Genomic DNA, 12,025 nt, shown 5'->3' on the forward strand with positions numbered 1-12,025 from the left:
CGAGGCCCGCCTCGAGCGCCTCACCGACGACGCCGCCCACCGGACCGCTCCTCGCCGTGGCCCTCGGCGGCGAGGGCGGCGGCGCGCTCGGCCGCGGTCAGCGTGGCCAGCAGCTCCTCGGCCTCAGCGGTGCGCTGCAGCACACGGGCGCGCTCCTGCTTCGCGGCGGCGCGCGCCTCGCGGAGCGTCTCGTGCTCCTGCTCGGCCTCGGCGCGGACCTCCTCGATGCGGTCGAGCTGGGACTCCAGCCGGGTCAGCGCGCCGCTCTGCCGGTGCTGCGAGCGTTCCAGCGCGGCGGCGCGGCTCAGGTAGGAGTCGGGGTCGGCGGCGAGTGCCAGGTGGACGGTGGGCGGCAATCCGCCGGAGCGGTAGCGGGCGGCGGCGTCGGCGCCGAGGGCGTCCCGCGCGTCGTTCAGCCCGGCGGTCCGGCGGGCGGCGTCGTCGGTGAGGCGCTCGAGGCGGGCCTCGGCCTCCTCCGCTGCCTCCGTCGCTCCGTTGTACCGCTCGGTGGCCTGCTCGGCCTCGTGGTGGAGCTCGGCGACGCGGGTGCGGACCTCGGCCGAACTCGGCTGGGGGTCCGCAGCCGCCGGGGCGTGGAGCGCGCCCACGGCAGCGGCGCCGACGAGGGTGAGACCGGCGCCGGTGCGCGCCGGGGAGGCGACGAGGGAACGAGCCCCCGGCTTCCGGTGCGCGGGCCGTCGACGGCCGGGTGTGTCTGGGTGAGCCATGGCTCCGGACGCTAGCCCCGGAGCGCCCCCGGACCGGCGGACCGACCGGGACTGACGGCAATGCGTCAGTTCTGACCGTCGTGTTCCAGGAGCTGATCGATGATGTCGCGGAAGACGTCGGGACGCTGTCCGCCCACCACGGGGTGGCCGTTCAGCAGGAACGCCGGGGTGGTCTCCACACCGAGCTCGAACCCCTCGGTCGCGTCCCGCTCCACCGACTCACCGGCCTCCGCGGAGTCCAGGTCCTCGCCGAACCTGTCGAGGTCGGGCACTCCGGCCTGCTCGGCCAGCTCCCGCACCCCGTCCACCGAGTACTTCCCCGAGTCGCGGTGGGCGTCCTCGGCGAAGGCGGCCTCGTAGAACTCCCAGAAGCGGCCCTGCTGCCCCGCCGCCCACGCGGCACGCGCCGCCGTGTCGGACTCCGGGCCGAAGATCGGGAAGTTGCGGAACTCGATCCGCAGCACACCCGCGTCGACGTACTCCTCGACCAGTGCGGGGTAGCTGCCGCGGGCGTAGCCGCCGCAGAACGCGCACTGGAAGTCGGAGTACTCGACCATGACCACCGGCGCGTCCTGCTCGCCCAGGGCCAGCGGATCGCCCGCCTCCCGGCGCTCCAACTGCCGGACCGGGTCCTCGGCGGAGATCGGCGCCAGCGCATCGGGGCCGCCCTCCTGGTCGGCGGCACCGCCGGAGCCGCCGATCGAGGTCAGCCCCGTCAGGACCATGGCCCCGACCACCAACGCGACCACGATCATGACGAGGGCGGACTGCTTCTTGCGGCTGAACATCCGGGCTCCAGGCAGCCGACCGACGCGGGCGCCGGGCGGCGGGTGACGGGTGCGGGGCGCCCCGGCCCGCGGCCAGGGATCCGTATCAGCATACGGGCGTCACCCACCCGAACGGCGGCCAGTACGCTCCCCACCATGCAGTTCCTGACGAATCTGTTCCTCGCGCTCCACATCATCGGCATCGCCGCCCTGCTCGGCGGCTTCCTCGCCCAGACGAAGCTCCTGAAGTCCGGCGAGGCCCGCGTCACGCCCGGCATGCTGCACGGAGCCCTGACCATGCTGGTCACCGGCATCGCGCTGGTGGGCCTCAACGAGGCGGACGGCGCCGACGTCAACCACATCAAGATCGGGATCAAGCTGGTCCTGCTCGTGGTGGTGACCGCCCTCGCCTACCTCAACCGGGACGAGGAGAAGGTCGCCACCCCGATCTTCGGCACCATCGGCCTGCTGACCACCGCCAACATCTTCATCGCCACCCTCTGGTGAGACGGCAGCCGGTCCCGCGGCGGCACGCGCCACCGCGGGACCTCACACCGCTCAGGCGGGGCGCACCGCGCTGTGGAACGGCATGACGCGGATCGCCTCGACCTTCACCACGTCGCCCGGCCGCGGGGCGTGGATCATCTGGCCGTCGCCGACGTAGATGCCGACGTGCGTCACGCCGGGGTAGAAGAAGATCAGGTCGCCCGGGAGCAGCTCGCTCTGGGACACCCGCGTGCCGACGTTCACCTGGTCGTAGGTGACGCGCGGCAGTTCCACGCCGGCGGCCCGCCACGCGGCCTGGGTGAGGCCGGAGCAGTCCCACCCGGAGGGGCCGGTGCCGCCCCAGACGTAGGGCTTGCCCAGCTCCCGCTCGGCGAAGGCGAGGACCGTCGCGGCCTTGGCGCTGTAGTCGGAGCCCGGCGCCGGCGGCGTCGTGGACGGCGGGCTCGGTGCCGACCCCCCGCCGCTGCCCGACCCCCCGCCGGAGCCGGAGCCCGAACCGCTGCCGCCGCCCGAGCCGCTGCCGGAACCGCCGCCCGAGCCTGATCCGGAGCCGGAGCCGGAGCCGGAGCCGCTGCCGGAGTCGGCGGAGCCGCCCTCCTGCGGCGCCGGCTCCGCCGCCTCCCGCTCGGCGGCCTCCCGGGCCTCGGCCTCACGGCGCTCGCGCAGTTCCCGCGCCCGGCGGTCCGCCTCCTCCTGCTCCAGCCGCTCCAGCTCGGCCAGCTGCTCCGCCTCCTCCTCGGAGAGGGAGTCCAGCAGTTCCCGTGCCGCGCGCAGCTTCTCCTGCACGTCCTGCTTCTCGGTGTCCAGCTCGGTCTGCCGCTCCTCCAGTTCGGCCAGCGCCTCCTGGGCCTCGCCGCGCTTGACGTCCGCCGTGCCCTGCCGTGCGGCGAAGTTGTCGAGGGCGTGCTGCTGTTGACCGGTGAGACGGCCCAGCGCGTACCGGGTGTCGAAGTACCGCTGCGGATCGTTCACCAGCAGCAGGGTCGCGGTGTCGGAGGCGTTGCCGTGCCGGTAGCGGGCGGTGGCGAACTGGCCGACGGTGCGGCGGGCCTCGTTCACCTCGCCGGCAGCCACCGCCGCCTCGTCCAGCAGCGCGTCCACGGCCTTCTGCTGCTCGTCGGTCGCCTCCTCGGCGGCGTTGTAGCGCTGCGTCGCGGCGCCCGCCTCCTGGTAGAGCGCGTCCACGCGCTCCCGGACCTCGGCGACCCGTCCGGAGCTGGTCTCGGCGCGTTCCCGCGCCTCGGAGAGCGACTCCTCGTCGGCGAGGGCCTGCTGGGAGAGGAGCGTGGCGGAGAGCGCGACGGCCCCGAGCCCGACGACGCCGCGGCGTGCGGCAGGCGAGTCGAACAGCCCGGTACGCAGCTTTCGATGGGAACCCACAGCGGTGTCCTTCCTTCCGGCAACCGCCTACCAGGTGAGCTGACGGCCTCGGGCCACGGAAGGCTGCCCTACGGGGTGCGCCCGGTGGAGCGCGACCCCGACTCGGCCCGGGGAGCGCGGTGGGCGCGCTCCCAAGTGGTTCCCCGGCTCCGGTGAAGGACTCCGGACTCGGCGGGGGAGACCCGTGCCGCCGCGTTCGGCAGCCGTCGTGCGGGTCGCCCTGCCCGCACGCTAGCCAGTGGCACAGCGCGTTGGGAAGAGCGGACGGACCGAACGTCGAAACCCGGTCGTGACCTTCAGCACGTTCCCCTCTCCGCCGGGACCGTTCGACGGCCCGTTCCGCCGTGCCGCGACAGGGGCGGGGACGCTTCGGCGGCGCGGCGGCAGCAAGCCCGGCCGATCGCAGCCCGGACCGGCGGGCACGCCGCGGCGCGTACGCTCCCGCGCGCGCCTACTTCCGGAGTTTCCGCAGCTCCCAGCGGTTGGGGTGGCGGATCGTGACCCCGCCGATCCCGCCCGAGCAGGTCGCCCGCAGCACCGGCCCCGGCCCCTCGGGCGGCGGCAGTTTACTGGTCTTGTTGGAGACGCCGCCCATGCCCGACTCGGTGTGCAGCAACTCCACCCGCCAGGTGGTCGGCACCACCACCGTCACCCCGCCGATGTCGCCGTGCGCGTCCAGGTCCACGAGGGACTGGGTCAGTTCCGCCTGCGTGAAGTCGACCTTGACGCCGCCCATGCCGCCGTAGAGGTGGATGCGCTGCGGCACCACCCAGTGCCCCCTGCGGGAGTCGCCCGCCACGCCGCCCTTCAGCACCAGCGGCGGCGCAGGCGGCGCGGCCGGCGCCGGCTGCTGCGGCGGGGGCGCGTGCATCCGGCCCCCGGGCAGGTCCGCCGTGATCGGCGCCAGGTCGCCGTAGGTCTTCGCGGTGAACGTCCGGTCCAACCGCTCCTGCAGCTCCTCCAGATCCAGCCGGCCGTCCCCCGCCGCCTCCCGCAGCCGCTCCGCGACCGCCTCCCGGTCCGAGTCCGAGGCCCTCAGGGCAGCGCGCGGATCGTGGTCAGAAGGCTGCGGCAGGTTAGTCATACCGGGATTCTAGGAGCTGTGGGGCACCCTCGGCCGTCACCTTAGACTCGGGAGCGATGAGCAGCAGCCTTTTCGACGACAGCGCCGACTTCCTCGCGGCGGCCGCCGGCGCGGCCGGCCGCCCCGGCGGCACCGCACACCAGGGGACCTTCGCCGAGGCCGTCGACGACGCTTCCGGCGACCGCGCCGCCTGGGGCGCGCCCCGGCACGACGAGGAGCCTCCCCCGCCGGAGGAAGGGTCGTACCCGCCGCCCGAGGACGTCCCCGACGACCTCTTCGCCGGGGCCTTCACCACCGAGCCCGAGGCGCCCGGGTACTACCGCGACGGCGCCGCCCGGCCGGCGATCGACCCCGAGCAGCTGCTCACCGGCCTCAACGACCAGCAGCGCGCCGCGGTCACCCACAGCGGCGCACCGCTGCTGATCGTCGCGGGAGCCGGCTCGGGGAAGACCCGGGTCCTCACCCACCGCATCGGGTACCTCCTCGCCGCGCGCGGCGCCCACCCCGGCCAGATCCTCGCGATCACCTTCACCAACAAGGCCGCCGGGGAGATGAAGGAGCGGGTCGCGGAACTGGTCGGCCCGCGCGCCAACGCGATGTGGGTGATGACCTTCCACAGCGCCTGCGTCCGCATCCTGCGCCGCGAGTCGAAGAAGCTCGGGATGACGTCGAGCTTCTCCATCTACGACGCGGCCGACTCCAAGCGGCTGATGGCGCTGGTCTGCCGCGACCTCGACCTCGACCCGAAGAAGTTCCCCCCGAAGTCGTTCAGCGCCAAGGTCTCCAACCTGAAGAACGAGCTGATCGACCCCGAGGACTTCGCCGCGGGCGCGCAGGACGGCTTCGAGAAGACGCTGGCCGAGGCGTACGCGCTGTACCAGTCCCGGCTCCAGCAGGCCAACGCCCTGGACTTCGACGACATCATCATGACCACCGTCCACCTGCTCCAGGCGTTTCCCGACGTCGCGGAGCACTACCGGCGGCGGTTCCGCCACGTCATGGTGGACGAGTACCAGGACACCAACCACGCCCAGTACACGCTGGTCCGCGAGCTGGTCGGCACCGCGAGCGAGGAGCCCGGCGCGGTCGGGCCCGCCGAACTGTGCGTGGTCGGCGACGCCGACCAGTCGATCTACGCCTTCCGCGGCGCCACCATCCGCAACATCCTCCAGTTCGAGGAGGACTACCCGCAGGCGACGACGCTGCTGCTGGAGCAGAACTACCGCTCCACCCAGACCATCCTCACCGCCGCCAACGCCGTCATCGAGCGCAACGAGAACCGGCGCGCCAAGAACCTGTGGACCGAGTCCGGCGAGGGCGCCAGGATCGTCGGCTACGTGGCGGACACCGAGCACGACGAGGCTCAGTTCGTCGCCGAGGAGATCGACCGGCTCACCGACGCCGGCACCAGCCGCCCGGGCGACGTCGCGGTCTTCTACCGCACCAACGCCCAGTCCCGGGTCTTCGAGGAGATCTTCATCCGGGTCGGGCTGCCCTACAAGGTCGTCGGCGGCGTCCGCTTCTACGAGCGCCGTGAGGTCCGCGATGTCCTGGCCTACCTGCGGGTGCTTGCCAACCGCGAGGACACCGTCTCGCTGCGCCGGGTGCTCAACGTCCCCAAGCGCGGCATCGGCGACCGGGCCGAGGCGATGATCGAGGCGCTGGCGCTGCGGGAGAAGGTGTCGTTCGCCCAGGCGCTGCGCCGCGTGGACGAGGCCTACGGGATGGCCGCCCGCTCCGCCAACGCCGTCAAGCGGTTCAACGCGCTGCTGGAGGAGCTGGCGACGATCGCCGAGTCGGGCGCCGGTCCCGCCACCGTGCTGGAGGCCGTCCTGGAACGCACGGGGTACCTGGCGGAGCTCCAGGCCTCGACCGACCCGCAGGACGAGACCCGCGTGGAGAACCTCCAGGAACTCGCCGCCGTGGCGCTGGAGTTCGAGGAGGCACAGCCGGACGACGAGCCGGGCACCCTCGCGGACTTCCTGGAGCGGGTCTCGCTGGTCGCCGACTCCGACCAGATCCCCGACGACGAGGAGGGGACCGACGGCGTCATCACGCTCATGACCCTCCACACCGCGAAGGGCCTGGAGTTCCCCACCGTCTTCCTCACCGGCATGGAGGACGGCGTCTTCCCGCACATGCGGTCGCTGGGCAAGACGAAGGAGCTGGAGGAGGAGCGGCGGCTCGCCTACGTCGGCATCACCCGGGCCCGCGAGCGGCTGTACGTCACGCGCGCCACGGTCCGCAGCGCCTGGGGGCAGCCGCAGTACAACCCGCCGTCCCGGTTCCTGGAGGAGATTCCCGGGGTCCATCTCGACTGGCGCCGCACCGGCGGTACCGCGAGCGCGCCCGCCCCCGGCCGTGCCGCGGGCGGCGGCTCCTCGCGCAACCGGCTCACCCGGGGCGCCTCCGGGTTCGCCACCGGCCGGGTCACGGACCGCGAGGTCGTCGCCCTGGCGCCGGGCGACCGCGTCACGCACGACACCTTCGGGCTGGGCACCGTCGTCGCGGTCGAGGGCAGCGGTGACCGGGCGCAGGCCACCGTCGACTTCGGCGGCGAGAGCCCCAAGCGGCTGCTGCTGCGGTACGCGCCGGTCGAGAAGCTCTGACGGTGCACGGTGCGCGCCGCCCGGGGCGAGGACGTGGGGGCGCCGCGCATCGGCCGCCGCCACGCCCCCGACCTGGGAGGACGTCCGCGAGCGCCCGGTGCGATCTGACGCCGTGACGGATGTCGCCGTCGTGTCACAGTGCCGACAAACCGCTTGTCGTTCCGGTTCGTCACGCGGTTAGCTTGCCGAGCGCAGCCGGACCACCTGCGCATTCACCGCATCACAGCGCGCGGGGTACCGCACGCAGGGGGAGACCACGATGAGCCAGCCCTGGCAGCAGCAGCCGACCGGCGACAACGGGCCCGGCCCGCAGCAGGGACAGCCCGCACCGGCGCAGCCGCAGGGATTCGGCGCCCCGCACACCCCGCCCCCCGGATTCGCCGCGCCGCCCGCCCCGCAGCAGCCGGCCTACGGCGCCCCCGCGGACGCGGCGCAGCAGGCACCGGGCGGCCACGGTCAGCCCGCGCCCGGCGGCTACGGCCGGCCCGGCCCCGCCGGTTACGGTCAGCCCGGCCCCGCCGGCGCCCAGCAGGGCGGCTACGGCTACCCCGCGCCCGGCGGCACCCCCGGCCCGCTGCCGGGCGGGCAGGAGGAGAAGTCCTCCGGTCCGCCGCAGAACCTGTGGTTCGCGCTCGGCGCCGCGCTCGTCGCCGCCGTGATCTGCGTCTTCGCCTACGGGGCCCTCTTCAACGCCATGACCGACCTGGAGGCGGGGGAGACCCGCCAGATCGGGTACGTCTCGCTGCTGGTGGGCGTCATCGTCGGCGCGGGACCCGCCTTCCTGGCCAAGCGCAACTGGATCGCCTACGGCGTGGGCGTGGTGCTGGCCGGTGTCGCCATCTACTTCGGCACGATCTTCGGCCTCGCGATGGTCGCCAACGAGTTCCAGACGCTGATGCTCGGCTCGGGCGACGGCGCGATGAGCCTGTTCTTCGGGGACATGGGCGAGCTGATGGAGATGTGGAACGACGGCGCCGAGCCCATGGACTGGGTGTTCATGGCCTTCGCCCCGCTGGGCGCGGTCATCGTCGCCCAGGGCGTGCTCAAGCGCGACAAGCAGAGCTGACCGGCCGCACCTTCGCCGGGGCGGGCACCCCGGCTGCGGACGGACCACGGCGCGGCGACCGGAGCACCAGCGGTCGCCGCGCCGCTGTGTCGCGGTAGTTCCCACCGGCGGCGGCGACCCGCCACCGGCGTCCGGGGGCGGCGGCTCCGGGGAGGTACGGCAACTCGACTGCGCGCAGCCGGGGATAGTGTGACGGTGCTCGTGCCAGTCCGTCCCCCAGGAGAGCGATGAGCCAGCCCTGGCCCCCGACGCAGCGCCCCTCGGGCCCCACCCGGGCGGGAGCACCGCAGGCACCGCCCGGCGCCGGAGTCCCCGGCCGCGCCGGGCCGTCGGCCGGGCAGGTCGGCGGACCCGCCCCCGTCCCCCCGGGTGCCGTCCACCCGGCCGCCCCCATCCACCCCGCCGCCGGGTACCCGCGCCCGGTGGGGCCCCGGACCACGGGGCGGCTGCTGGGCGCAGCGGGGCTCTCCCTGCTGGCCGCGCTGGTGGGCGGCGTCTGCTACGCGCTGCTCGTCCGGTTGCTCTTCGACCCGGCGACCAGCGAGTTCGCGGTGCTCTCCGTCGTCTCGCTCGTCCTCGGGGCGCTGGTGGCACTGGGCCCCGCACTGCTCGGCTGGTCCGCGTGGCACCACGGCGCCGGGGCCGCTCTCGCCCTGTTCGCGGTGGTGCTCGGCGACCTCTACGGCCTTGCCCTGGTCATCACCCTGCTGGTCGGCGACGTCACCGGCGTCACCGCGGCCGAGCTGTTCTTCCAGCGGTTCGGCGACCTCTGGGGCACGTGGGCCCGCACCGGCGGTTGGTCCGACGTCCTGACGCTGCTCTTCGCCCCGGCCGCTGCCCTGTCGGTCGGCGGGCTGTGCCACGCGCTGCGCCGCCGTCCGGGCGCGTTCTGAGAGGCACCGACGACGAGGGGCGGACCGCTTCGGCGGTCCGCCCCTCGTCGTCGTGCCGCGGTCAGTTGGGGGAGAGTCCCTTGCTGCGCAGCCAGGCGGCCGGGTCGACCGCCGCGCCGCCGGCCGGGCGGACCTCGAAGTGCAGGTGCGGGCCGGTCGACTTGCCGGAGTTGCCGGAGTAGGCGATCACCGTGCCGGCCTGCACGCTGCCCGAGTAGTGCACGTGGCTGCTGAGGTGCGCGTACCAGGTCTCGGTGCCGTCGGGGGCGGTGACGATGGCCAGGTTGCCGTAGGAGGGGTTGACCAGCGTGCGGACCGTGCCGTCGGTGGCGGCACGGATCGGGGTGCCGTAGCTGACGGGGAAGTCGATCCCGGTGTGCATCGACATCCAGTTGATGCCGGACTGGCCGTAGACCGCGCTCATGCCGCGCTGGTCCACCGGCACGAAGAACTTGGGGCGCAGCTCTTCCTGACGGGCCGCCTCGGCCTCCGCCTCGGCCTGCTCCTCCGCCTTCTTCTTCTCCAGGTCCATGCGTCCCTGGGTCCGGCTGGCGCGGTCGGCGTAGTCGTCGGCCGCGGCCGTCAGACCTTCCAGCTGGGTGTCGAGCCGCTCGTTGGCCGCCGCCGTGCGTTCCGCGGCCGCCGCCTCGGCAGCGGCGATCGCCGCCTCGTCCACCTCGTCGCCCCCGGCCGCGGCCAGCGGCAGGTCGTCCTCCGAGTGGGCGGGACCGTCGGGCGTGGTGATCGCCGACGCTGCCACGGCCGAGACGCCCAGGACGCACAGGGACGGTGCCGCCACGGTCAGCAGCGCCGAACGCTTCGGCTTGGGGCGCCGGCGCGCCCTGCGGTTGCCGGGGTGCGGGCCCTCGACGTCGCCGCCGCCCTGCCGGGCCGCGGCGGTCGCCGCCAGCACCGCGGTGTAGGGGTCGTCCAGGGGCGCGGGGGCGGCGTCGCCCGATCCGTCGCCGCCCGCGGGCGTGCCGTCGTCGTACCCGTGGGCCGCCTCGTGGCCGTGGTCCGCCTCAGTGCCGTACGCGGTGTCGCCGTACGCGGTGTCGTCGTAGCCGTCGCGGGCCGGGTCGAACTGGTCGCGCGGGGGGGCCTCGTGGCCCCAGCCGCCGTCCTCGGCGTGGTCCGCCGCGGCGTAGCCGCCGTGCCCGGCCGTCCAGCCCTCGTGGGAGGCGCCGCCGGCGGGGTCCTCGTACCGACCGCCGTCGGCCTGCGCGGGGATGCCGTCGGTCCTGGCGTTCCAGGAGTCCCAGTCGGCCGTGTCCCAACCCGTGGCGTCGGTCGCGGTGATGGTGGCCTGCTCGGCCGGCGGCTGCAGGGTGGCGGTGGCCGTGGCGACGCCCTGGTCCCACTGCTGCTCGCCGTAACCGACCGCCTCGTAGGGGGCGCCGGCGGCGTGACCGCCGTAGGCGGGGTCGACCGCGGGTGTGCCGTGGGCGGGGGTGCTGTCCCAGGTGGCGGTGCCGTAGTGGCCGTTGCCGTACGCGGCGGCCTGGCCGTAGGGGTCGTGTCCGTAACCACTGTGCTGCTGCGGCGCGTTGCCCCCGGGGGTGCCGTGACCGAACGGGTCGGCGAAGCCGTTGCCGTCGACCGGCCCTCCGCCGAGGAGGGGGTCGACCCCGAGCGGGTCGCCGCCGTAGGGGGCGCCCGAGAGGTCCGATCCCCCCTGGCCCTGCTGCCGGCCGAAGGGGTCCGCACCCTCATATCCGGTGGGGGAGCCCGGCTGATCCGCGTAGGCGTGACCGTAGGACGGCTGGGTATAAGCGGAGTAGTCGGCGGAGTACCCCGATGCGGGGTCGCCGCCGCCGTCAGCTGTGCCGGCTGGGTACGGGTGCCCCGACAGGTGACGATCGTTCACCGACCATGCCTTCCGGCTCGACGACAGAGGCGGGGCGTGGCCCCGGCGGCTGTAGTGCGGCGACTGTACCCGCCGCTGTGCGCGGGCGACAATCTTCCCGCTGCCCGGTCGCGGAAGGAAACGGGCATTCGGTCGACTTTGCCGGGCCCGCGCATGACTACTGCACCGCATATTCGAATCCCGTTCGATCGTTCGAGTTGCGATGGCGGTGGCGGAATCCCCGGAACTGCGGGGCTCCGGCGTGCAGGTGGGGGCCGTTGGCGTCGCCGCGCGCCGCGCGGACTGTGCGGCTTTCGTGACCGACCCATCGCCCGGCCGGCGTCGCCGACCCGGGGGGCCGCCGCCCGGCCGGATTCCGCGGGTCCCGTGATGTCCGACCGTGTGTGCGGCCCGGGGGTCGGGCGTGTCGAGCGGTGCCCGCCCGGGGTGCTCCCCGGGGCTCGGCTACCGGACGTCACCGCGAAGGTCGACCGTGTGATTTCTCCCTCTGTGCGTATCGCTCAGGCCGTGGCGTGCGACATGCTGTTGCTAACGCGCGTTCACTCGGCACTGGGGCCGAGGCATGGGAGGTAGTGATGGATGTGTCGGGGCCGATTCGTGTGGTCGTCGCCAAGCCGGGGCTCGACGGCCACGACCGCGGGGCCAAGGTGATCGCCAGGGCGCTGCGGGACGCGGGCATGGAGGTCATCTACACCGGGCTGCACCAGACGCCGGAGCAGATCGTGGACACCGCGATCCAGGAGGACGCGGACGCCATCGGCCTCTCCATCCTCTCCGGGGCGCACAACACCCTGTTCGCCAAGGTCATCGCGCTCCTCAAGGAGCGGGACGCGGCCGACATCACCGTCTTCGGCGGCGGGATCATCCCCGAGGACGACATCGCCCCGCTGAAGCAGCAGGGCGTGGCGGAGATCTTCACCCCCGGCGCGCCGACCGGGGACGTCGTCGCCTGGGTGCGGGCCCACGCCCGGGCGGCCTGACACCGGCGCACCTGCGTCGGGCGCGTCGGCGCCCGACGAGGCGCCCGACGACGCGGCCGACCCGCCCGGCCCGAGGTAGGCGAGTGCTATCGGCTTCACCGGGTCACCGTCGGGAAGGTCGAAGAGCCGGTCGGTGTCGTCGTC

The 12,025-nt window shown here is 74.1% G+C and carries 10 protein-coding genes and 1 riboswitch; of the genes, 5 read left to right on the plus strand and 5 right to left on the minus strand.

What is annotated here, in order from left to right; translation table 11 throughout:
- Positions 1-20: 20 nt before the first annotated feature.
- Together HCN52_RS15840 and HCN52_RS15845 are read right to left on the minus strand one after the other, a co-directional pair.
- Complete coding sequence (locus HCN52_RS15840) at positions 21-728, minus strand: coiled-coil domain-containing protein (RefSeq protein WP_168089099.1); 708 nt, start codon at positions 726-728, stop codon at positions 21-23.
- 65 nt (positions 729-793) lie between these two features.
- Positions 794-1,516: a DsbA family protein gene (locus tag HCN52_RS15845; protein WP_168089100.1), complete on the minus strand. Its 723-nt coding sequence runs from the start codon at positions 1,514-1,516 to the stop codon at positions 794-796.
- A 135-nt stretch (positions 1,517-1,651) separates the two neighbouring features.
- Between HCN52_RS15845 and HCN52_RS15850 the strand changes: the two genes are divergently transcribed.
- Positions 1,652-2,002: a hypothetical protein gene (locus tag HCN52_RS15850; RefSeq protein ID WP_168089101.1), complete on the plus strand. Its 351-nt coding sequence runs from the start codon at positions 1,652-1,654 to the stop codon at positions 2,000-2,002.
- Between the two features lie 51 nt (positions 2,003-2,053).
- Here HCN52_RS15850 and HCN52_RS15855 read toward each other — a convergent pair whose 3' ends face one another.
- On the minus strand, positions 2,054-3,382 hold the full coding sequence (locus HCN52_RS15855) for a C40 family peptidase (protein ID WP_168089102.1): 1,329 nt from the start codon (positions 3,380-3,382) through the stop codon (positions 2,054-2,056).
- A gap of 8 nt (positions 3,383-3,390) precedes the next feature.
- A riboswitch (cyclic di-AMP (ydaO/yuaA leader) is annotated at positions 3,391-3,566 on the minus strand.
- A 267-nt stretch (positions 3,567-3,833) separates the two neighbouring features.
- Complete coding sequence (locus HCN52_RS15860; RefSeq protein WP_168089103.1) at positions 3,834-4,466, minus strand: DUF1707 SHOCT-like domain-containing protein; 633 nt, start codon at positions 4,464-4,466, stop codon at positions 3,834-3,836.
- A gap of 56 nt (positions 4,467-4,522) precedes the next feature.
- On the opposite strand from HCN52_RS15860, the gene pcrA reads away from it, so the two are divergent.
- From pcrA to HCN52_RS15875, 3 genes are all read left to right on the plus strand, one after another.
- Positions 4,523-7,075, plus strand: a complete 2,553-nt coding sequence (gene pcrA / locus HCN52_RS15865) for a DNA helicase PcrA (protein ID WP_168089104.1) — start codon at positions 4,523-4,525, stop codon at positions 7,073-7,075.
- A 259-nt stretch (positions 7,076-7,334) separates the two neighbouring features.
- The gene (locus HCN52_RS15870) at positions 7,335-8,141 is read left to right on the plus strand and encodes a hypothetical protein (RefSeq protein ID WP_168089098.1); all 807 of its coding nucleotides are present in this window, start codon (positions 7,335-7,337) and stop codon (positions 8,139-8,141) included.
- Between the two features lie 227 nt (positions 8,142-8,368).
- Positions 8,369-9,034 carry a hypothetical protein gene (locus tag HCN52_RS15875; RefSeq protein ID WP_168089105.1) on the plus strand — a complete coding sequence of 222 codons (666 nt, stop codon included), beginning with the start codon at positions 8,369-8,371 and terminating at the stop codon, positions 9,032-9,034.
- A gap of 61 nt (positions 9,035-9,095) precedes the next feature.
- Here HCN52_RS15875 and HCN52_RS15880 read toward each other — a convergent pair whose 3' ends face one another.
- Complete coding sequence (locus tag HCN52_RS15880) at positions 9,096-10,901, minus strand: M23 family metallopeptidase (protein ID WP_312876723.1); 1,806 nt, start codon at positions 10,899-10,901, stop codon at positions 9,096-9,098.
- 575 nt (positions 10,902-11,476) lie between these two features.
- Here HCN52_RS15880 and icmB point away from each other — a divergent pair.
- Positions 11,477-11,881 (plus strand): coenzyme B12-dependent isobutyryl CoA mutase small subunit, encoded by a 405-nt coding sequence (icmB, locus tag HCN52_RS15885; protein ID WP_167974575.1) that lies wholly within the window; start codon positions 11,477-11,479, stop codon positions 11,879-11,881.
- Positions 11,882-12,025: the final 144 nt, after the last annotated feature.

Origin of the sequence: Streptomyces bohaiensis (assembly GCF_012033785.1) — a bacterium.
In the GTDB taxonomy this organism is placed as follows: domain Bacteria; phylum Actinomycetota; class Actinomycetes; order Streptomycetales; family Streptomycetaceae; genus Streptomyces; species Streptomyces bohaiensis.

Excerpts from the sequence above, each read along its gene's own strand:
- HCN52_RS15875 (WP_168089105.1), top strand. The coding sequence starts at position 8,369 with ATGAGCCAGCCCTGGCCCCCGACGCAGCGCCCCTCGGGCCCCACCCGG.
- icmB (WP_167974575.1), top strand. The coding sequence starts at position 11,477 with ATGGATGTGTCGGGGCCGATTCGTGTGGTCGTCGCCAAGCCGGGGCTC.
- HCN52_RS15845 (WP_168089100.1), bottom strand. The coding sequence starts at position 1,516 with ATGTTCAGCCGCAAGAAGCAGTCCGCCCTCGTCATGATCGTGGTCGCG.
- HCN52_RS15840 (WP_168089099.1), bottom strand. The coding sequence starts at position 728 with ATGGCTCACCCAGACACACCCGGCCGTCGACGGCCCGCGCACCGGAAG.
- pcrA (WP_168089104.1), top strand. The coding sequence starts at position 4,523 with ATGAGCAGCAGCCTTTTCGACGACAGCGCCGACTTCCTCGCGGCGGCC.
- HCN52_RS15870 (WP_168089098.1), top strand. The coding sequence starts at position 7,335 with ATGAGCCAGCCCTGGCAGCAGCAGCCGACCGGCGACAACGGGCCCGGC.
- HCN52_RS15860 (WP_168089103.1), bottom strand. The coding sequence starts at position 4,466 with ATGACTAACCTGCCGCAGCCTTCTGACCACGATCCGCGCGCTGCCCTG.
- HCN52_RS15850 (WP_168089101.1), top strand. The coding sequence starts at position 1,652 with ATGCAGTTCCTGACGAATCTGTTCCTCGCGCTCCACATCATCGGCATC.